20 protein-coding genes and 1 other RNA gene are annotated in these 19,744 nt (G+C 61.3%); 12 read left to right on the forward strand and 9 right to left on the reverse strand.

Translation table 11 applies throughout. The annotated features are described in order from the left end of the window. Positions 1 to 290 precede the first annotated feature (290 nt). From C0V97_RS14785 to C0V97_RS14805, 5 genes are all read right to left on the reverse strand, one after another. A complete protein-coding gene (locus tag C0V97_RS14785; protein ID WP_127103344.1) occupies positions 291 to 1,106 on the reverse strand; it encodes a TIGR00282 family metallophosphoesterase in 816 nt (271 codons plus the stop codon). Beyond that, on the reverse strand, positions 1,103 to 1,678 hold the full coding sequence (locus C0V97_RS14790) for a 5-formyltetrahydrofolate cyclo-ligase (RefSeq protein WP_127103345.1): 576 nt from the start codon (positions 1,676 to 1,678) through the stop codon (positions 1,103 to 1,105). The genes C0V97_RS14785 and C0V97_RS14790 overlap by 4 nt, the downstream gene beginning before the upstream one ends. A gap of 1 nt (position 1,679) precedes the next feature. Continuing rightward, positions 1,680 to 1,836: non-coding RNA, 6S RNA (gene ssrS, locus C0V97_RS14795), on the reverse strand. 10 nt (positions 1,837 to 1,846) lie between these two features. Then, positions 1,847 to 2,188 (reverse strand): cell division protein ZapA, encoded by a 342-nt coding sequence (locus tag C0V97_RS14800; protein ID WP_127103346.1) that lies wholly within the window; start codon positions 2,186 to 2,188, stop codon positions 1,847 to 1,849. A gap of 2 nt (positions 2,189 to 2,190) precedes the next feature. Then, a complete protein-coding gene (locus tag C0V97_RS14805; protein WP_127103347.1) occupies positions 2,191 to 2,400 on the reverse strand; it encodes a hypothetical protein in 210 nt (69 codons plus the stop codon). Between the two features lie 67 nt (positions 2,401 to 2,467). On the opposite strand from C0V97_RS14805, the gene C0V97_RS14810 reads away from it, so the two are divergent. Together C0V97_RS14810 and C0V97_RS14815 are read left to right on the forward strand one after the other, a co-directional pair. Further along, positions 2,468 to 2,878, forward strand: coding sequence for a hypothetical protein (locus C0V97_RS14810; protein WP_127103348.1), 411 nt, complete (start codon positions 2,468 to 2,470; stop codon positions 2,876 to 2,878). Positions 2,879 to 2,904: 26 nt separating this feature from the next. Continuing rightward, positions 2,905 to 3,495, forward strand: a complete 591-nt coding sequence (locus tag C0V97_RS14815; protein WP_127103349.1) for a thiamine phosphate synthase — start codon at positions 2,905 to 2,907, stop codon at positions 3,493 to 3,495. Here C0V97_RS14815 and C0V97_RS14820 read toward each other — a convergent pair. The 3 genes from C0V97_RS14820 to epmA all read right to left on the reverse strand — a co-directional run bounded on the left by C0V97_RS14820 (position 3,464) and on the right by epmA (position 5,675). Continuing rightward, on the reverse strand, positions 3,464 to 4,156 hold the full coding sequence (locus C0V97_RS14820; RefSeq protein ID WP_158625439.1) for a fasciclin domain-containing protein: 693 nt from the start codon (positions 4,154 to 4,156) through the stop codon (positions 3,464 to 3,466). The two genes, C0V97_RS14815 and C0V97_RS14820, sit on opposite strands and share 32 nt — an antisense overlap. Before the next feature lie 5 nt (positions 4,157 to 4,161). Further along, positions 4,162 to 4,578 carry a hypothetical protein gene (locus C0V97_RS14825; RefSeq protein WP_370265776.1) on the reverse strand — a complete coding sequence of 139 codons (417 nt, stop codon included), beginning with the start codon at positions 4,576 to 4,578 and terminating at the stop codon, positions 4,162 to 4,164. Between the two features lie 113 nt (positions 4,579 to 4,691). Beyond that, positions 4,692 to 5,675, reverse strand: coding sequence for an EF-P lysine aminoacylase EpmA (gene epmA, locus C0V97_RS14830; protein ID WP_127103351.1), 984 nt, complete (start codon positions 5,673 to 5,675; stop codon positions 4,692 to 4,694). 52 nt (positions 5,676 to 5,727) lie between these two features. Here epmA and C0V97_RS14835 point away from each other — a divergent pair, with 52 nt between their 5' ends. Beyond that, the gene (locus tag C0V97_RS14835; RefSeq protein ID WP_127103352.1) at positions 5,728 to 6,813 is read left to right on the forward strand and encodes a lysine-2,3-aminomutase-like protein; all 1,086 of its coding nucleotides are present in this window, start codon (positions 5,728 to 5,730) and stop codon (positions 6,811 to 6,813) included. Here the strand turns inward: C0V97_RS14835 and C0V97_RS14840 are convergent. Next, on the reverse strand, positions 6,802 to 7,743 hold the full coding sequence (locus tag C0V97_RS14840) for a DNA/RNA non-specific endonuclease (RefSeq protein ID WP_158625440.1): 942 nt from the start codon (positions 7,741 to 7,743) through the stop codon (positions 6,802 to 6,804). The two genes, C0V97_RS14835 and C0V97_RS14840, sit on opposite strands and share 12 nt — an antisense overlap. 187 nt (positions 7,744 to 7,930) lie before the next feature. On the opposite strand from C0V97_RS14840, the gene efp reads away from it, so the two are divergent. From efp to C0V97_RS14885, 9 genes are all read left to right on the forward strand, one after another. Then, entirely contained in the window at positions 7,931 to 8,497 is a 567-nt protein-coding gene (gene efp / locus C0V97_RS14845; RefSeq protein WP_127103354.1) for an elongation factor P, read from the forward strand. A gap of 116 nt (positions 8,498 to 8,613) precedes the next feature. Continuing rightward, positions 8,614 to 9,444, forward strand: coding sequence for an inositol monophosphatase family protein (locus C0V97_RS14850; protein ID WP_127103355.1), 831 nt, complete (start codon positions 8,614 to 8,616; stop codon positions 9,442 to 9,444). A 143-nt stretch (positions 9,445 to 9,587) separates the two neighbouring features. After that, positions 9,588 to 10,424: an OmpA family protein gene (locus tag C0V97_RS14855; protein ID WP_127103356.1), complete on the forward strand. Its 837-nt coding sequence runs from the start codon at positions 9,588 to 9,590 to the stop codon at positions 10,422 to 10,424. Beyond that, on the forward strand, positions 10,421 to 11,593 hold the full coding sequence (locus C0V97_RS14860; RefSeq protein ID WP_127103357.1) for a flagellar motor protein MotA: 1,173 nt from the start codon (positions 10,421 to 10,423) through the stop codon (positions 11,591 to 11,593). The genes C0V97_RS14855 and C0V97_RS14860 overlap by 4 nt, the downstream gene beginning before the upstream one ends. Positions 11,594 to 11,608: 15 nt before the next feature. Continuing rightward, positions 11,609 to 12,616, forward strand: a complete 1,008-nt coding sequence (locus tag C0V97_RS14865; RefSeq protein ID WP_127103358.1) for a peptidoglycan -binding protein — start codon at positions 11,609 to 11,611, stop codon at positions 12,614 to 12,616. Positions 12,617 to 12,715: 99 nt separating this feature from the next. After that, positions 12,716 to 14,518, forward strand: coding sequence for a translation elongation factor 4 (lepA, locus tag C0V97_RS14870; protein WP_127103461.1), 1,803 nt, complete (start codon positions 12,716 to 12,718; stop codon positions 14,516 to 14,518). A 38-nt stretch (positions 14,519 to 14,556) separates the two neighbouring features. Next, entirely contained in the window at positions 14,557 to 16,107 is a 1,551-nt protein-coding gene (locus C0V97_RS14875; protein ID WP_127103359.1) for a glycosyltransferase family 2 protein, read from the forward strand. 209 nt (positions 16,108 to 16,316) lie between these two features. Further along, on the forward strand, positions 16,317 to 18,374 hold the full coding sequence (locus C0V97_RS14880; RefSeq protein ID WP_233582202.1) for an AsmA family protein: 2,058 nt from the start codon (positions 16,317 to 16,319) through the stop codon (positions 18,372 to 18,374). 49 nt (positions 18,375 to 18,423) lie between these two features. Further along, positions 18,424 to 19,665, forward strand: coding sequence for an ectonucleotide pyrophosphatase/phosphodiesterase (locus C0V97_RS14885; protein ID WP_127103361.1), 1,242 nt, complete (start codon positions 18,424 to 18,426; stop codon positions 19,663 to 19,665). Positions 19,666 to 19,744 lie beyond the last annotated feature (79 nt).

Consider the following 19,744-nt stretch of genomic DNA (forward strand, 5'->3'; position numbering starts at 1 on the left):
TCAGCACTCTCATCATCAGAACCACTGGTTCAGACAACACCAAAGCGCCGCCAACATATCCCTTCCATTCCTATTCAATTTTCAAAGAACCCTGCCTAAACTACTGATCTTACTCAGTCTTTCAGGCAGCCACCCCAGCGTCGTCCGCTGCGGTGAACGGGCTTTTACGGAAACCAGGGGGGGTTGTCAAACACTTCCTCAAAACACCCAAAACCCACGCCAATCATAGGCCAATCCCGATTCCCACCCCCATCAATCAACACACCACAAACAAATTAATCCAAAAAAACTCACAAAACCGGGAAAGAAGGGCTGAGATGTCCCCCCTGCCGTACAGCCTCGATCCGTGTGGCCAGCCCCGTACGGTCATCCGTCTCGACGAAAACCCCGCATACAGTCGCCTCTCCCTCTGCAGGCTGCAGGCGCTCACCCGGCAGCTTGCGCACAAAGCGGTACAGAGAGGCCTCCTTTCCCATACCGATCACGCTGTCATAGTCGCCACACATTCCGGCATCGGTCTGATAGGCCGTTCCCTTGGAAAGCACGCGATAATCTGCGGTCGGCACATGGGTATGCGTGCCAACCACGAGAGAAACCTTCCCGTCCAGATAATGACCAAAGGCCATTTTCTCGCTGCCTGTCTCCGCATGCAGGTCCACGATAATGGCGTGGGCTGTCATCCCCAGCTTGTGACGCGACAGACACTCGCTTACGGCGCGGAAAGGATCGTCGAGCGGGTCCATGAACAGGCGCCCCATGACATTGATCACCAGCACCTTGCGACCGTTCGGCAGCACGATCACGAAAGATCCCTGCCCCGGGGTCCCAGGCGGGAAATTGAGTGGTCGAATGATTCGCGGTTCGGAGTCGATATCCCGCAGCAATTCCTTCTTGTCCCAGGCGTGATTGCCCAGCGTGATCACATCAACCCCGGCCTTGAACAGATCGGTCGCGATCGCGGTGGAGAGCCCAAAACCATGGGAGGCATTCTCTCCATTCACCACCACGACATCCAGCTTGAGCGACTCACGCCACTCCGGCAGACGGGCTATCACGGCCTCCCGCCCTGAACGCCCAACGATATCTCCAAGAAAAAGTAGTCTCACTCTGCTTTGCCTTTCCCGGCCCTAGGGGTGATGATTTCCTGCTCGGTAACAATACGGTCCAGAGGCGCGTCATACGGCCCGATGGGTACATGCGCCACTTCCTGCCACGCGAAAGCGAACCCGATCCCCCGGCAGCCCAGAGCCGCAAGCGTCCTGTCATAATAGCCCCCGCCATAGCCCAGCCGGTTGAACGACCTGTCAAAAGCCAGAAGAGGCACCAGCAGCACATCTGGACGCCCGATAACTCCGTCAGGATGCACTGTGCCAAAACGGCCTGTGAGCATCGCGCAGGTCGGGGCCCAGTGTCGAAACAGCAGCGCGCTGCCCTTGGGAGTTGTCTCTGGCAGAAGCACGTCGCGCCCGGCAGCAAACAGGGCATGACAGAGCGGGCGCAGATCCGGCTCGTCAGGCAAAGGCCAGACACACCCAATCGCGCGCGCAGCAGGCTCAGCAAGCAACGCTGCAGCAAGGCGCTTGTTCAGGAGATCCAGAGAATGGGGAGGAGCCACCGTATCGGCCCGGCGCTGGCGCATCATGCGCCGCAGATCCTGCTTTTGCTGATCTATCATCATGTGTGGAACCACCCTGGCCGTCGGTCTTTCAGCCCTCCCGGACCTGCTCACGCAGGTGGGCGCCAGATATCATGACCACGATCACAACAGAGCCAGCTCCCTAAGGAAGTGCTTATCGGCCCAGGGGTTGAGTTGCCTGACGTACCGGGCAGTCCCACCCGTCACTAACTAGGCACTCTCAAGCTCACCTGCAATGCCTTCGGCGCGCTCGGCCAATAAATTAAGCTTCTGCTCAAGCGCCTCGTTCTCGGTGATGATCCGATCAGCCCTTTGCACCCGCTCGCTGGTGGTGCTTGGCAGGATTTCCTTGGCCAGATCATGCAGTTCATCGGCCATGAGCAATGCGGCCATGACCAGAGTCCAGGATTCGCCGCCCTGTGTCCCGAGACTCCGAACACGCTCAATGCGGCGCTCCACCTGCTTCGCGAGCTCCTGCAGATAGCGCTCCTCGCCATCCTGGCAGCCAATCGTATAGGAGTACCCATTAAGTCGGAGGGATATCTGGGCCATGATTATGCCTCATCCTCATCATCAAGACGTGCGACAAGGTCTCGAACCCGAAGGCGCAGAGCCTCTATATTCGCGGCCAATGGCTGCCAGTCAGGGCCTTGTTCCGGCGCGTGTCTGGCATGATGCAAGGCATAGGCAATACGGTCGAGCGCTTCCTCGATCCGCGCCTCCGGTCTGACAGACCCCTTTGCAGTCTCGATCTGATCCGTCAAAACACCCTCTTCATCACCGCATTTTCCGCTTTCACAAGGAAGCCCCTAACCTGTCGCGAGGTCAAGCATGAAGCCCGAGGCCCTGCTCCCGAGGAGGGTGATTGCCCTCTATGACAGGTCACTCCTCGCCTATCTGCCTCCGCCGGACGAGACCCCTCCCTACGCTGTTATTCCCGCCCCGGGTCTCGGGCCTATCATGGGCCTGCCCTGGTGGCTGGCTTTGACGCGGGACCTGCACGGACCGAAGCTCTTCGATGCCGGTTCGGCACCTGCCCTGGCGGCGCTGGCTCTACGCGAGGGCGTGGCTTGGGTTATCTGTACGGCGCGTGGACCCGCTCTTGAGACGATCAGGGCTCTCGCTCCCCTTTGCGGAGGCCAGATTTTGACAAGCCGCCCGGACGCACTCACTCTTGGCAGACCACCCTATAACGCCTACCGACTGACTCAGCTCTCCCGATATCTGGCGCGTGAAAGCTGAGCGCCCAACCTTTACGGACCCTGCCCATGCTGCCTTGCGAACTGTATCTCGTCACGATGCCGGATTTCGACCCGTCCCGTGAACTGAACGATCTGGTCAAGGTGCTCGAACGCTGGACACCGGCAGCCCTGAGACTGGGCACGTCCGAGGAGAACCGCGCTCGTCACTGCGTGAAGGCCATTCGTGAAACCGTGCAGTCTCTCGGGACCGCCCTGATCCTGACAGATCTGCCCGCCCTGGCCAGTGAACTCGGCTGTGACGGCGTGCATCTCACGAGCAGCCCCGCCCAGTGCCTGACCGCGCGTGAAGAGCTCGGGCGGGACCTGCAACTGGGTGTCTATTGCGGCACCAGCCGCGATGACGCCATGCACGCAGGCGAACTCGGTGCCGATTATATATCAGTTGCCCCCAACGCGCCGGACCTGGTGGCGTGGTGGTCGCAAATGATGGAATTGCCGGTTATCGCGGAGGGTATTGAAACCGCAGAAGAGGCCTCGGCCATGATCAAGGCCAATGCCGATTTCCTGGCCGTGCCACTCAGCTTCGTCGATGCCGACGAAGCCGGGGCGCGGCTGGAAGCGATCATCAGCCGCGCGGCGGCAGAATATCCTGGGTGATATAGAGCGTACCATTGGATTGAGGCGCGCCGTTGAGCCAGAGTTTGACGATGCGCCCGGTCTGATTGGACAACACGAACTGCCCGGTTGCGCTCTCACGCTGAATGATCATCATATCACCCGAGAGGGTCTTGAGGCCGATCTTGTCGGACTTCAGCCGCGCCATCGCCCGGGTAAGTCTCTGAGGCGTCCAATTACCACGGATAATTGAGTAGCCCAGAAGCTGTTGGAGCTGCCGAGCATTGGCAGGCGCCATTAGGCCGCCCGGAATCTGAGCCGCATAGCGCTCGAACGGTTCGTTGGGCATCGCGAAAACCGTAAAGGGCCCGTTGCGACCAAGCCTAGGGAACATGCCCGCCTGACGCAGCGCCTGACGATAATCGGCAAGCTCTAACGCCGTCGTGATATTCTCGCTCAGAGGCCGGTCAGCAAAGGAGAAAGTGGGTGGCTCATGATAAGCCACTGGGCTCGACGTCTCTGTCTTGGTCGAGGCATGATACATATGAGCGCTGCTGACCGCAGGCATCTGGGCAGCAGAGAGCGAATTGGCCCTCGGAAACGGATCCTGGCGCGCGCGGCTCTCGCATCCTGCGAGGGTAAGCGCCAGTATGGCGCCACCGATCGTGGTTGTTCTTTTTATTGTTGTGTCCAGCAGCGCCATTGAATTCAGCATCCATCTCCACGCATGGTCCAGCCGACCACACGACTATTGGTCAGTTCGAAAGTCGTCTGACAGGTTGTATTGTAATAGCTGGGCGGGAAACCGCCAAAACCACCACCATAGCCGCCATAACCACCCCAGCCGCCGCCCCAGCCGCCATAACCGCCCCAGGGACCGCCACCCCAACCCCAACCCCAGCCCCCTGTGCCGGGCGAGTAATTGGTCTCGTTATCGATATAGGCCAGGAAGTCATGGCCGCTGGCCTGATAGGTGCGCGTGGGCACGCCGAAGGTTCTGAGTACATCCACGTCGGTCTTGCCGATCATGGAATCCAGCACCTTGCGCTGTTGAACCGTCGGTACATCGCATGCTGACAGGGTCAGCAAAGCAGCAAACGACAGAAAAACTGTTTTCTTCATCATCCTGTTACCCTTTCCGAAGCTGAAGCCGCCTGCCGGATCAGTTCGAAGCTGGCGCCACTCTAGGCCATGAGAACGAGTTTGCCCCCAGAAAAGGTTCATGGCTATCCGAAGGTTTAAGAAAACCACAGAATGTCACAGAGCCGAGGGGCACCGGTTGCCAGCATGGCCAACCGGTCAAATCCCAGCGCGATCCCACTACAAGGGGGCAAACCCTCAAGATCCCGCAGAAATGCCTCGTCCAGGGGCCAATCCTGATCCGGGTACAGCGCAAGCCGTCGCGCCCGATCCGCCTCGAAGCGATCCCGCTGTTCGTCAGGATCGGTCAGTTCCTCGAACGCATTGGCCAGTTCGATCCCGGCCGCGTAGAGCTCAAAGCGTAGAGCAACGCGTGGATCTTCGGGATCGCGCCGCGACAGGGCGGCCTGAGCCGCAGGCCAGTGCGTCAGGAAGGTGGGACTGTCACGCCCGATGCGGGGCTCGACACGTTCCAGAAGCAGCCGAAAAAACAGGTCTTCCCAGTTCTCCCCGGCGCGGAGGACTGTTTGCGCCTCCCTGGCCAGACGAGGGGCATCCTCCCCTATCGCCAGCAGGTCGACCCCGACGTAACGCGTGAACGCCTCCGCCATCGTCAGGCGCTCGAAGGGCTGATCAATACGCAAGCAGGTCCCGCCATACGTCACCTCGGGCGGAAGAAGACGCCGCAGAAGCGTCTCAGTCTCGTCCATGAGCGATACGAGCCCTGCGCCGGGCCGATACCATTCGAGCATGGTAAATTCCGGCGCATGGAGCGCACTCTGCTCCCCATTGCGCCAGACGCGCGCGAGCTGGAACACCGGCAGTCCCGTCGCCGCCACGATACGCTTCATGGCGAATTCCGGGCTCGTATGCAGGAACCGCGTCATCCGTGTCCCGTCCGGTGCTTCCAGTTCTGTCCGGAAACATCGGAGGTGGATTTCCTCACCCGGTGAGGTCACGGCATAGGGCGTCTCAACCTCCAGATAACCCCGCGCCTCGAAAAACGCCCTCAGGCTACGCTGCAAAAGAATGCGTTTTTGCATGAGCGGAAGTTTGTCTGAAACCGCGTCTCTACGGGCCATGATCTGTGCTCTTTGGTTGCGAAAGCTGATAGGCTTGCAGTACAGCGCCCTGATGTCAGAAAAGGTCAATCCCCCAGCCGCATCCCGGCCCGTATTGCGGAGCGTTACACAACTCGTCGCCCACGGGCTCGCGCCGGAAGCACAAAAGGAGGCGCTCGACGCTGTCGCCAGGCAATTTGCGACGGCCATCCCACCTGCGTTCCATGACCTGATCACACACGCTGACGACCCAATCGCCCGTCAGGTCGTTCCAACCCCGGCCGAACTGCACACCGCACCATGGGAACTCCACGACCCGATCGGCGACGACGCTCTCTCTCCCGTGCCTGGCATCGTGCATCGTTATGCTGATCGCGCCCTGCTCAAACCTTTGCTGGTCTGCCCGCTCTATTGCCGGTTCTGCTTCAGGCGCGAGCATGTCGGCCCCGATGGTGGTCTGCTCTCGGAAGAAGACCTGACGCGCGCCCTCGACTGGATTGCCAATCATCCGGCTATCAGCGAGATCATCCTCACTGGGGGAGATCCGTTGATGTTGAGCCCACGCCGCCTGCGCCATATCATCGGGGCGCTTTCGGCCATGCCCCATATCAAGACCATACGCCTGCATAGCCGCGTGCCGGTGGCCGATCCGGCACGGATTACGCCCGCTCTGCTCGACGCGCTCGAGACGGACCGCGCCCTCTGGGTGGTGCTACACGCCAATCACGCCAGCGAGATGACCGCTGAGGCCCGCGCCGCCACGAGACTGATCCAGAGCCGCGCGATCCCGGTCCTCAGCCAGTCGGTGCTGCTGCGGGGCGTCAACGACACTGAGGAAGCGCTTGAGGCGCTGCTGCGCGCTTTCGTTACCGCACGCATCAAGCCCTATTACCTGCATCAGCTCGACCCGGCGCCGGGCACGGCGCATTTTCATGTGCCGATCGATGAGGGGCGCGCGCTGCTCGCCCGGCTGCGCGGCCGCGTGACCGGGCTGGCCTGGCCTACTTACGTACTCGACATCCCGGGAGGCGCGGGCAAAGTCCCGCTCGGGCCCGATTACTACCGCCCCGACACCCATCCCGGCCTCGTGCGCGATCCCTATGGCCAGAGTCACACGCTGGACACCGGGCCTTCGCGAGAGCGTGCTTCAGAGGGGTGAGGACCCCGAGAGCATGGAATTAAGGAAGCGCCTGAGCACGGAGAGGGTCAGGCGGCGCAATTGCGGCGATACATGATAAGGCTCGGCCTGCGGGTCCGGCAGCTCGGTAATATGATCACGCAGGGCTCCCGTGAGCAGCGGAAACGCATTGACCCCCGTCACCCGCTCGAGCGTGACAAGCGGCACCTGGGTACAGCTTGGAGTGACCGTATTCTTGCACACATAGACAGTGACGGCCTGACGGCCAGGCAGATAAACCGCCTTCCAGGTCGAGCTCGGCACGGGGAGTTCCTGCACACCAATACGCACCGGCATATCCGTCCTATACGCCGGACCGGTCACCACATAGGCTTCCCCCTCGGCCAGCACGCGCTCACGCACACGCTTCTCGACCCCGGCCCACAAACCACGATTCAGGTCGGGTGTCTGCGGTACCATATTGGCGAGCGAGAATGTCTCCTGCTGGGAGGCACGGTCTGGCGCATCACCACTGGGCATCATGTGCCCCCGGTCAAAACCGGAACGCTGGTAATCGCTCAATCTTGCCCGATCAGCTTCAGGCTGGCGCGTCTCTTCATGGAACTTGCCTTCGCGCAGGGCGTGCTGGGCACGGCGTATTCCCTCACGGGTCAGATGTTCCGCAACCCAGATCGGTTCATGAGTCACGCCCGATACCAGAACCGCAAAATCCGTGTTGCAGAGAAAGACCATACGGGCGAGCGGCACCGGGGCCGCCACGACGGGCGGAACACCTTCGTAGAAATCCCGCGGGCAAGCCTCATCACTTCCAATGAGAGTACCCTGTCTTACAGCGGCAGATCCTGAAGCCGGCACTCCTTCAGCCCATACCGGTCCCGACGTCATGCCCCCGGTCAGGAGCATTGAGACCACGACCAGCTGGGGGGAATTCAGGAGGGTGCGCATTATCATGCTTCGGCTCCTAGCTTCCGCTTGGCAAACGCACAACAACGCCCTTGCTTGGCGCGCGGGCAAGACATGCCGCCCCGGGGCAGACTCCATCTCGCTTGCTCTTGCGCGTCCGCTTCGTTAGAACCCCGCCTTTCACGGCGGCACGGACCCGTCGTATCCACATCACGATTCCCGGGATCTTTCTTCCATGAAGCAGCAGGCAAACCTGATTCGCGCCGGACAGGTTATTGAGCATGACGGTCGTCGCTGGACGGTTCTCAAGCAGCAGATCATCACACCGGGCAAGGGTGGCGCCTTCATCCAGGTCGAGATGCGTGATCTGAACACGGGCAACAAGACCAATGAGCGCTGGCGCACCGCCGACACCGTCGAGCGCCTGATGACGGAAGACAAGGACTACAGCTATTCCTATACGGACGGCGACAACATCGTCCTGATGGACCCCGAAACCTTCGAACAGGTCATGCTGCACAAGGATATCTTCGGTGACCAGCTGCCCTTCCTGCAGGACAACATGGAACTGAACGTGAAGCTGGTCGAAGGCGACCCGGTCGGCGTCTCCCTGCCCCCGCATGTCACGCTCGAGATCACCGAAGCCGATCCGGTTGTGAAGGGTCAGACGGCCAGCTCGTCCTACAAGCCCGCTCTGCTGTCCAACGGCGTCAAGACCATGGTTCCGCCCTTCATCGAAGCAGGTGAACGCGTGGTCGTGCGCACGGATGACGCTTCGTACGTCGAACGCGCCAAGGCCTGATCACCCCACTGCCGGGGACGCGCTCCTGTCGCGCCCCCGATCGCAAGGCCCGGTGACGGGCTTTGCCAAGACACGACGACCCTGCTCTTTCACAGTTTCTCATCAGGATTATTGCCATGCGTCTCTCGCCGCATATGACCGTCATGCAGAATGCTGCGCAAAAGGCAGCAAAGCGCCTCCTGCGCGATTTCGCCGAAGTCGAGCAGCTTCAGGTCAGCATCAAGGGCCCCGGCGATTTCGTCTCTCAGGCCGACCTGCGTGCCGAGCAGACAATCCGTGAGGAACTCGCCCGCGCCCGCCCCGGCTATGCCTTCCTGATGGAAGAGAGCGGCAATTCTGGCGGTGAAAACTGGACGTGGCGCTGGATCGTCGATCCGCTCGACGGCACGTCGAACTTCCTGCACGGCATCCCGCAATGGGCCATTTCAATCGCCCTGCAGCGCCGCCATCCCGATGGATCGACCGAAATTGCAGCCGCCATGGTTTATAACCCGGCAGCCAATGAGATGTTCTGGGCCGAGAAGGGCATCGGCGCCTTCCTGAACGAGCGTCGTATCCGCGTCTCCGCGCGTCGCGATCTTTCGGAATCGCTCATCGCAACCGGCATTCCGTTCGCCAAGACGCCCGCCGATCGTCGCCTGCCTTTCGGTCGCACCCTCGCCGCCCTCATGCCCCATGTCGCCGGTTTCCGCCGCTTCGGCGCGGCAGCTTTGGACCTCGCCTGGGTGGCCGCCGGACGCTATGAAGCTTTCTGGGAAATCGGACTCAAGCCGTGGGATTGCGCTGCCGGTCTGCTGATCGTACGCGAAGCAGGCGGCTATGTGACTGATCCCGAAGGTCTGGAAATCACCGACCTCGATACCGACGTCACGCTTGTTGCGGGCAATGCCCAGCTCCATGGTCCTATCCGGACCATCGTGCTCGACGCCCTCACACGCAAGGCCTGACACCGATCTCGTGTCTACCCCCTTCCGCGCCGGAGCCGGGAGGGGAAGTTCAAAAACAGGTGCACTCCACGGGAACCGGGCCGGAAACAACGCTTCATTCCCCATTGCTTGCGCAGGGGGAGCGCGATTAGGATCGCCCGGTCATGAAACGGCCGATCCTCCTCTCCCTCCTGTTCTCGGCCGGTCTTCCGGCTGCCCTGCTGATTTCTGCGCCCTCGAGGGCCCAGGTCACATCCAATGATGACGCATTGCCCGCAGCGGCACCCGCGTCGAAGCCTGCAGCCCAGAAAGCGGCTAAAAAGCCTGCTCAGGGCAAGAGCCATGCGGATAAGCCTGCCCATACGTCCCCGCATAAAGCGCAGGCGCATGATGCATCCCCGAGCCCCGCAGAAAAGAATGCACCGACCGGCAAGGCTGTCGTCAAACCGGCCCCTGCACCCTCCCATGCTCCCGCCGCCCAGCGTGTCGGTGCACCGCCCGATGTTCCCCCTCAACCTCCGCGCCCGGTCGTCATTCCACCTCCCGGCGTGAAAGTACCAACCCATCCTCCCGTCCCGCCTGAGGAGATCAAGCCGGACCCCGAGGCCAAGGGCAAGGTCGAAAAACAGGCGAAAGGCCTTCGTGTCCTGTTCGATGCCAATAGCAGCGGCATGAGCCCGGCCATGATCGAAGCGGTACAGAGCGAAGCCCGACAGCTCGCCACGCAGCCCACCTTGCGGATTACGCTTTGGTCCTCGGCGAGTGGCTCGACAGAAGATCTTTCAACGCCGCGTCGCATCGCGCTTGCGCGCGCGCTTGCCGTGCGCTCGATCCTGATCCGTGAGGGGGTGACCACAACGCGTATCTACCCACGCGCAACCGGCCTGGCCCAGCCGGGCTCCAACCCGCCCGACCGGCTCGACATTGTTGCCGAAGGGAGCGTTCCCGCCCCGTCTTCAGAAGCACAGTTCGGAACCGCACCGAGGACCTCCACGCCATGACCCGCCCGACGCTCTATCTTCTGCGCATGGGGATCTTCCTGATCCTTGTCGCTGCCGTTGCCGCCCTTCTTGGCAAGACGCTCTACGCCGCCTTCTTCGCCAACCCCATGCTCGACGGTCTGATCCTGGGCGTACTCGTCATCGGTATCCTGTGGAATCTGCGCATCGTCCTCCGGCTGATGCCGGAAGTGAAATGGGTGGACCAGCTGCGCGTCAATCGCACCGGCCTCGCCCAGCCTGCCCCGCCGCGCCTGCTCGGCACGCTGGCCCGCAACCTGGCAGCGCGCACCACGACCGGGCGCCTCAGCCTGTCGCACCAATCGGCTCAGGCGACGCTCGACAGTCTCTCGGGTCGTCTGGACGAATCGCGTGATATCTCGCGCTACATGACCAGCCTGCTCATCTATCTGGGCCTGCTCGGCACGTTCTACGGGCTGCTGCTCACGGTCAGTTCCATCGCCGGGGTGATCGGCGGCATGAACGTGGGTGATGGCAATCTGGACGCCATGTTCGGCCAGCTGAAATCAGGCCTCGCAGAACCGCTCAAGGGCATGTCCACCGCTTTCTCGGGCTCGATGTTCGGTCTGGCAGGCGCGCTCATCCTCGGCTTCCTCGACCTCAATGCCGGCCAGGCTCAAAACCGCTTCTTCAACGAAGTCGAGGAATGGCTCGTCGGCATTACCAAGCAGGGCGGTGCCCTGATCGAGGGGGGCGATGCTTCCGTACCTGCCTATGTGCAGGCCCTCCTCGAACAGACCGCCGAGAACCTCGAGACCCTGCAGAATGTCGTCTCGCGCAGCGAGGAAAGCCGCATGCAGCAGCTCCAGGTCATGGACGGACTGCAGGAGCGCCTCAAGGCCATGACCGATCTGCTTCAGTCCAACCAGAAGATGATGAGTCGTGTGGCCGACCAGCAGGCCCTGCTTGGGCCTTTCCTGAAACATGTGGGCGAGGCTACCACCCCGGGCACCGCCGCCTTCAATGACGCCAAGGACAGCCGCGAGCAGTTCGGCCGCATCGAGGGGCATATCATACGCCTCATCGACGAACTCCATAGCGGGCGGGCGCAGATGGCCGGAGAGATCCGCAATGATCTGCGTGTTCTGGCCCGCACTATCGCCGCCACCAGCCCCGGAGGCTCGACCTCCATTCCTCCGGCAGCACAGTAAGACGGGGAGGCTCTCATGGCTCGACGCTCCCGACGCAGCTCCCATGGGGGAGAACTCAATGCCTGGCCCGGCTATGTGGATGCGCTTTCTACCCTGCTCATGGTCGTCACCTTCGTGCTGCTCGTCTTCGTACTCGGCCAGCAATTTCTCTCCGTCGCCCTGAGCAAGCGGACGCACTCGCTCGATGCGCTGCGTCAACAGCTGGCTGCCCTGCAGCAGACGCTTTCGATGACGGAAGCCAAGAACACCCAGCTCAACGCCATGGTGGCCAGCCTCACCACCGACAGAGACAGCGCGAAGCGCCAGGCCGATGCCCTTACCCAGCAGCTCGCCACGCTGAATGGCACCATTGCCGAAAAGGAACAGGCCCTCGCCGCTGCCGGTCAGGCGACGCAATCCGATCAGGCGACCATAGCCCAGCTCAAATCGCAGCTCGAGCAGCTGAACCAGCAGCTCCTGGCCATCGGGCAGGCACTCGATATCGCCAAGAAAGATGTCAGTGCGCGCGACCAGCAGATCACCGATCTGGGCAACAAGCTCAATGTAGCGCTCGCCGATAAGGTGAATCAGCTCAAGCGCTATCGGTCAGAGTTTTTTGGCCGTCTTCAGGACATCCTGAAGAACCAGAAAGGCGTGGAAATCGTCGGCGATCGATTCGTATTCCAGAGTTCCATTCTCTTCCCCCAGGGAAGCGCCGATCTGACGCCGGAAGGCGAGAAGGAAATCGCAGCGCTCGCCCATACCTTCAAACAGGTTTCAAGCCAGATCCCGACCGATATTCCCTGGATCCTGCGGGTGGACGGCCATGCCGACAAGCAGCCTATCCATACGGCCTTCCCGAGCAACTGGGAGCTGTCGAGCGCACGCGCGATCACCGTGGTCAAGGTGCTGATCCGTGAAGGGGTTGATCCGCATCATCTCGCCGCCACCGGTTTCTCGGATTATCAGCCCCTCGATCAGCACAATACGGCAGCCGCCTACACCCGAAACCGTCGTATCGAATTCCGCCTCACAGATCGCTGAAAACACGGCCCGTCCGGGCAAGGAAACGTCAGGGAGAAATCGCTTGGCAGCGGTTTCTCCCCAATGACAAGAACGGCGCAATCGCTTATGTATCGCGCCATGACCGGCACGCCCCTCTCCCAGATCCGCAATTTCTCGATCATCGCCCATATCGATCACGGCAAGTCCACGCTGGCTGACCGTCTGATCCAGGCCTGCGGTGCGCTTACGGCACGAGAAATGAAGGAGCAGGTGCTCGATAATATGGAGCTCGAGCAGGAGCGCGGCATCACCATCAAGGCGCAGACCGTGCGCCTGACCTACCCGGCCAAGGATGGCAAGACCTACATCCTGAACCTCATGGACACGCCGGGCCATGTCGATTTCGCCTATGAGGTCAGCCGCTCCCTCGCAGCCTGCGAAGGCTCCATTCTGGTCGTCGATGCGTCCCAGGGTGTCGAGGCCCAGACGCTGGCCAATGTCTATCAGGCGATCGACGCCAATCACGAGATCGTCCCGGTCCTGAACAAGGTCGACCTGCCCGCCGCCGATGTCGAGCGCGTGCGCGCCCAGATAGAGGAAGTGGTCGGCATCCCCGCCGATGACGCCGTCGAGGTCTCCGCCAAGACCGGACTGAACATCGAAGGCGTGCTCGAGGCCCTCGTCACACGCCTGCCCCCGCCGAAAGGCGACGCCAACAAGCCGCTCCAGGCCCTGTTGGTCGATAGCTGGTACGACCCGTATCTCGGCGTGATCATCTTGGTGCGCATCATGGAAGGTACGCTCAAGCGGGGCGACAAGATCCGCATGATGCAGGCGGGCTCGACCTATCATGTCGATCAGGTGGGCGTGTTCCTGCCCAAGATGACGGCGGTCGAAACGCTCGGCCCTGGCGAGATGGGCTACATCAACGCGGCCATCAAGACCGTGGCCGATGTGGCAGTGGGCGATACCGTCACCCTCGATCGTACCCCTGCCGACAAGCCTCTGGCGGGATTCAAGCCGTCCATTCCCGTGGTGTGGTGCGGCCTTTTCCCCATCGACGCCGATGATTTCGAAAAGCTGCGCGACTCGCTCGCCAAGCTGCGTTTGAACGACGCGTCATTCCATTTTGAAGCAGAGACCTCGGCCGCGCTCGGCTTTGGCTTCCGCTGCGGCTTCCTCGGTCTGCTGCATCTGGAGATCATCCAGGAGCGTCTGTCGCGCGAGTTCAATCTCGACCTGATCGCGACTGCACCGTCCGTCGTCTACAAGATGCATCTGACCAACGGCACACAGGAAGATCTGCATAATCCGGCCGACATGCCCGACCCCGGCAAGATCGAGAAGATCGAGGAGCCGTGGATCAAGGCGACCATTCTGGTGCAGGACGAGTATCTGGGCAGCGTGCTCACGCTCTGCAGCGAGCGTCGAGGCATCCAGATGGATCTGACCTATGTCGGCAACCGCGCCATGGCCGTCTATCGCCTGCCGCTCAACGAGGTCGTGTTCGATTTCTATGACCGCCTCAAATCACTGACACGCGGCTATGCCAGCTTCGATTACCAGATCGATGGCTATGAGGAGAGCGACCTCGTGCGCATCTCCATCCTGGTCAATCAGGAGCCGGTCGATGCGCTCGCCTTCGTCGCGCATCGCACGGTTGCCGAGACGCGTGGCCGTGCCATTTGTGGCAAGCTCAAGGATCTCATCCCCCGACAGCTCTTCAAGATTGCCATTCAGGCCTCCATCGGCTCGCGTATCATCGCGCGTGAAACGCTTGGCGCGCTGTCGAAGGACGTGACGGCCAAGTGCTATGGTGGCGATATCTCGCGCAAGCGCAAGCTTCTGGAAAAGCAGAAGGAAGGCAAGAAGCGCATGCGTCAGTTCGGCAAGGTCGAAATCCCGCAAAGCGCCTTCCTTGCCGCGCTCAAGATGGACTGACCCTGAAGGGTCCAACAAAACCAAAAAAGGATTCTGTCATGGCTTCCACTGCCGCCATCCTCTTCATCCGCAATGATGCTGACGATATCGGTTGGTGGATCGCCTATCATCTTGCAGTAGGGTTCGACACGCTCATCATCCATGATGATCGCTCGACCGATGGCAGTTGGGAGATCATCCGTGCCGCTGCCGAGCTCTATCCGATAGAAGCGCATCGTGTGCCGACCTCGGAAGACAGCTATCGCGATCGTCGCTCGACCGCCTATACGCAAGCCATTGCAGCCTGCCGCTCCCGGTTCGACTGGGTGATTTGCCTCGAGAGCGACGAATACGTGCTGCCGGAAACGGAAGACCGGATAGGCGCATTCCTCGATCGCTTCCCCGATGCCGATGCCGTCACCCTCAACTGGTCGATTTTCGGCGCGAACGGCCATGCTGCCCGAACCCGTGAAGCCCCCATCGCAGCCTACACGAAGCGCGCACCGCTCGATTTCGCCGATCACAGACTGGGCAAGACCTTTCTTCGCCCCGAATGCGTCCACGACCACTTCATCGATGGCTGTCACTGGGCCGTCAGCCCCGGCAGGCATGTCCATGCCACTGGTCTGGCGTTCTCGCCTGAAGCGCCTCCCGTCTGGGAGGGGGCGCGTATTCTGCACTATGTCGCGCGCAACAGAACCCATTACTCCCGTCGGCGCGCGCATCTGACCAACCAGACCGACGTTCCCGATCTGTGGGGCCATTTTGATCGCAACGATGAGGAAGACCTCGCCGCGCAGCGTTTTCTTGCGGCTACACGCCACCATGCGGCGCGTATCGCCCATGTCATGCTCGAAACGCTTTTCTGGCGCATCCGCGCGGATATACGCGACCATAGCGCCAGCTTTCTGCCTCAGACCGTTTTCGCGATCCGTGACCATGAGAGCGTGCCTGCCCCGTCAAGCCTGCGCCATGCGATGCTGAGCACGGAAGACGGCCAGATCCTCGCCATCGACCGTGAAACACAGGCCCTCATTCTGCGCTCTCCCGGCCAGAGCGGGACGGCACACGAGCCGGTATGGCTCATCTCCGAGGAGATCGATGCCGATAAGAGCGCCCAGCCGCCGCGCGGTCCAGGCCAGACCGGTCTGCTTCTGGCGGACAGCGGTAAAGGCTTTCCGCTCACCCACAGCCAGATTCTGACCAACTGGTATCCGGTCGATATCCGCCTTGCCTCCGCACACGGCTCAGACGGGTCAGATGAAAACTCTTCCGGGGACATGACCGCACTCGTGCTGTTCTCTCCCCTTACCGCCCATGCCATTGGGCGGGACGGGGAAGGCGCGATCACACTCGAAGCACGTCAGCCCCTGCGCTTCATTCCCCGGCCAGTCCCGCCGCAGCATAGCCTCGCCGCAGCGTTGCGCGCCTATCAGGCACTACGGAGTCAGGGAAGCAGTTTCCGGGATTTCTGTCTCGGGATCGATCTGCTGCGTACGCCTCAGCCGGAGGCCATGGCCTGCGCCATCGCCCATCTCGACCCCGCTGCCCGCAACATGCTCGAGACACGTTACACAGGGCTCATCCCCCTCTGGTTGACCACGCCCTAGGCCCGGTCCGGGCGCGCACCGCCCATCGGAACTCCTTTCTCGCAAGTTCGTAATCACGGGACGACGATTGTCTGGGGTCCGGGAGCGCCCTGCCGCGCCTGGCGCGCGGTATCACAGCGCGCATCCTACCACCTCGACCATGACACAGCAGAAAGGCAGCGCACGTGGCAGAACCCGGAACATCCCCCCAAAGGGCACCACGACACCCCGTGCGCCACGCCTTTGCCATAGGCACAGGAGCACTCGCCGGACTCATCATTCTACTGATCGTGTTCTGGAACTGGGACTGGTTCGTTCCCCTTGTGGACCGCCGTGCCAGTGCCGCCCTGCATCGCCCGGTCAGCATCGCCCATCTGCATGTCCGGCTCGGATTCACAACAACCGTTTCGGTGGATGATCTGCAGATTCGTCAGCCGGAAGGGTTCGAGGGCGAGAAAGAGCTTTTCGCCAGCGCGCGCAAGGCCACCGTCTCGGTCAATGTCTGGAACTACCTGACGAATAAAGGGCTCGAAATCCCCCTGATTGCCCTCGATACGCCCAGAGGCGATATCGTATCTCTGGCAAATGGCAGGAACAATTACAGCTTCACCGATCCCGACGCGAAGCCCGCACCTGCCACTCAGAGCAAGGCCGCCCCTTTGCCCAAGATCGGCGACGTGATCATCACTGATGGTGATATCCGTGTGGCCCTGGCCAAGCTGAAGACGGACATGCACGTGCTTCTGCACACCACCCCGTCCAAAGGCGACCAGGATGGCAGCATTGTCATCGACCTGAAGGGGCGCTACGCCCAGGCGCCAATCAGCGGCCATATCGTTGGGGGATCCCTTCTGACCCTTACGAATTCGAGCCGTCCCTATCCAATCGATGCGCGTCTCGAAAACGGTCCAACCTATGTGACGCTTCGCGGTACAGTGGATGATCCGCTGCACTTCAAGGGCACAAAGCTCGTCCTGCATTTCGCCGGACCCGATATGGCTTTGCTCTACGGGTTGACCGGTATCCCGATCCCCCAGACGCCCTCGTACAGCGTTTCGGGTAACCTCGATTACACAGCCGCCCATATCCGCTTCACGAATTTCGCCGGCAAGATGGGGTCATCCGACATCGGCGGTACCATATCGGTCGACCCGCAGACCAAGCCGATCACAGTTGATGCCAATCTCTTCTCGCATCATGTGGATCTCAAGGATCTGGGCGGATTCATCGGTGCCAAGCCCGGGCATCAGGAGAGCAAGGCAGCCTCAGCGAGCGACCGTATCCTGCCCTCAACCCCGATCAATGTACCCAAGCTCAACTCGGTCAATGCCCATCTGGTCTATAAGGGTGATCGCATCGAGAACAAGGACATGCCGCTCGATAATATCCTTGCCGATATCGCGGTGCAGGATGGATCGATCACCATCAACAAGCTCAATTTCGCCGTCGGCGACGGAACGCTCGGCCTCTCCGGTGCGCTTGACCCCACGGCAAACGGCCAGTTCAAGACCCATTTCAAGGTCGATGTCTCCCGCCTGTCGATCCAGCGCCTGATGAAAGCGACCGAAACCTTCAAGGGACAGGGCACGCTTGGCGGCCACATTACCCTCGCTGCGACCGGCAATTCCATCGCTTCGCTTCTGGCGAATGGCGATGGCGGCGTAACGCTGGTGGTCGATCACGGCGGCGATGTATCAGCGCTGCTCCCCGACCTGATGGGCCTCAAGGTAGGCAGCGCCATTCTCTCCGCACTGGGCATTCCGCAGCGTTCCGACCTCAAATGCTTCATTGCCGACATGCCCCTGCGTCAGGGTATCCTGAGCACGAATTCGCTCCTGCTCATGACAAACAACACCCGGACACTCGGTGGTGGCACCGTGAACATGCGCAACGAAACGCTGGATTATCACGTCACCACGCGTTCGACCTCGTTCAACATTCTGTCCTTCCCGGGCCGGGTGAACATCACAGGCCCGCTCAAGAGCCCGAACATCATGCCCGGTGCCGAAATCATCGGTCGTGCGGCGGCCACCGCAGGGCTCGCCATCGCCTTCCCGCCCGCAGCCCTGCTGCCCACCATCCAGTTTGGCGTTGGCAAGGGGAGCGCTTGTGAGGACGCCCTCGGCCAGGCTAATGCGGCGCCTGCTGCCGGGATCAAGCCCGGTGCCACGACGGGCAGCGGCGCCCCAACGGTAACGCCTTCTGCTCAGGGGCATGCGGTTCCGGCGAGAAAGCTGAGCCGCAAAGAGGTCCACTCGGTCTGGCAGAACCGTCTGAAACAGAACTGAGGCGATCAAGACGATTGATCGGCGCGCGCCATCCTGCCAGTCTGGCTCTATGGCGCGCCTCCCTTTTCTTCTGAGCTTTGTCCTGTGTCTGGCTGGTTGCGAGACCGCACCTTCCGCGCCCCGCGCCGAGACGGCTTCCGGCCTGCCGCCGGTCATCCTTATCTCGATCGACGGTTTCAGGCCTGACTACCTGCACGCGGGCCAAACCCCCACATTGGATGCTCTGGTAGACAGAGGCGTATCTGCCCCCATGCGCCCGTCTTTCCCCTCGGTAACGTTTCCCAATCACTATACACTCGTCACCGGTCTACGCCCTGACCATCATGGCGTGATCGGCAATACCATGACCGATCCGGATATTCCCGGCGAGACCTTCAGCGTGAGCCAGAAGACAGGGCTCGATGATCCCCGCTGGTGGGATAACGGAACCCCCGCCTGGGTCACCGCCCAGATGCATGGTCTGATGACAGCCTCCATGTTCTGGCCGGGCTCGGATGTCCCCATCCTCAATACACGCCCGGATATCTGGTACCATTTCGACGCAAGGCGCAGTCCTGCCCAACGGGTCGAAACCGTACTCTCATGGTTCGACAGCCCCGTGGAGAAACGCCCTGCTCTATCCTTGCTTTATTTCGACGGTGTCGATCATGCCGGGCACAAGACGGGTCCTTTCTCTCCCCAGACCAGAGCGGCCACGCAAGAGGTCGATACTGCCCTTGCCACCCTTCTGACTGGTCTGGCGAAGCGTCATATCGCTGCGAACATCCTCATCGTCTCCGATCACGGGATGGCAGCCCTCAGCCCGCAGCGTGTCATTCCCCTGACGAACCTCGCCCCCTCAGGAAGCATGTCGGTCGTGACCTCGGGCCCCTATGCCGGCATCAACCCCGTGCCGGGTCATGAACGGGATCTGGCACGCGCGCTTTCTGCGCCTCATGACCATGTCACCTGCTGGCCGCGCGCCCATATTCCAGAGCGGCTTCATTATGGCACCAACCCACGTGTACCGGCCTGGCTCTGTCTCGCCGAGACCGGTTGGACGCTCACCCGCGAACCCCATGAACACGTCAATGCCGGAGGCCATGGCTATGACAATGCCTCTCCGGACATGCTGGCCAGCTTCATAGCGTCCGGTCCTGCTTTCCAGTCGCATCGGGTACTGCCCACGATTGATAATGTGGATGTCTATCCTTTGACCATGATGCTGCTTGGCCTGCTTCCCGAGAACTCCGATGGTTCTCTGGCCCCGCTTCAGGCCGGTCTGCGCGACAGCTATCGTGCCATTCAGTAGGTTCATCCAGCCTGCCCCTTGCAGACAGGCCAAGGCTCTTGTCGCCAGGGCCACTCCCCCCCTAGAAGGGCGCGACGCC

Origin of the sequence: Asaia sp. W19, from assembly GCF_003994335.1 — a bacterium.
GTDB lineage: Bacteria > Pseudomonadota > Alphaproteobacteria > Acetobacterales > Acetobacteraceae > Asaia.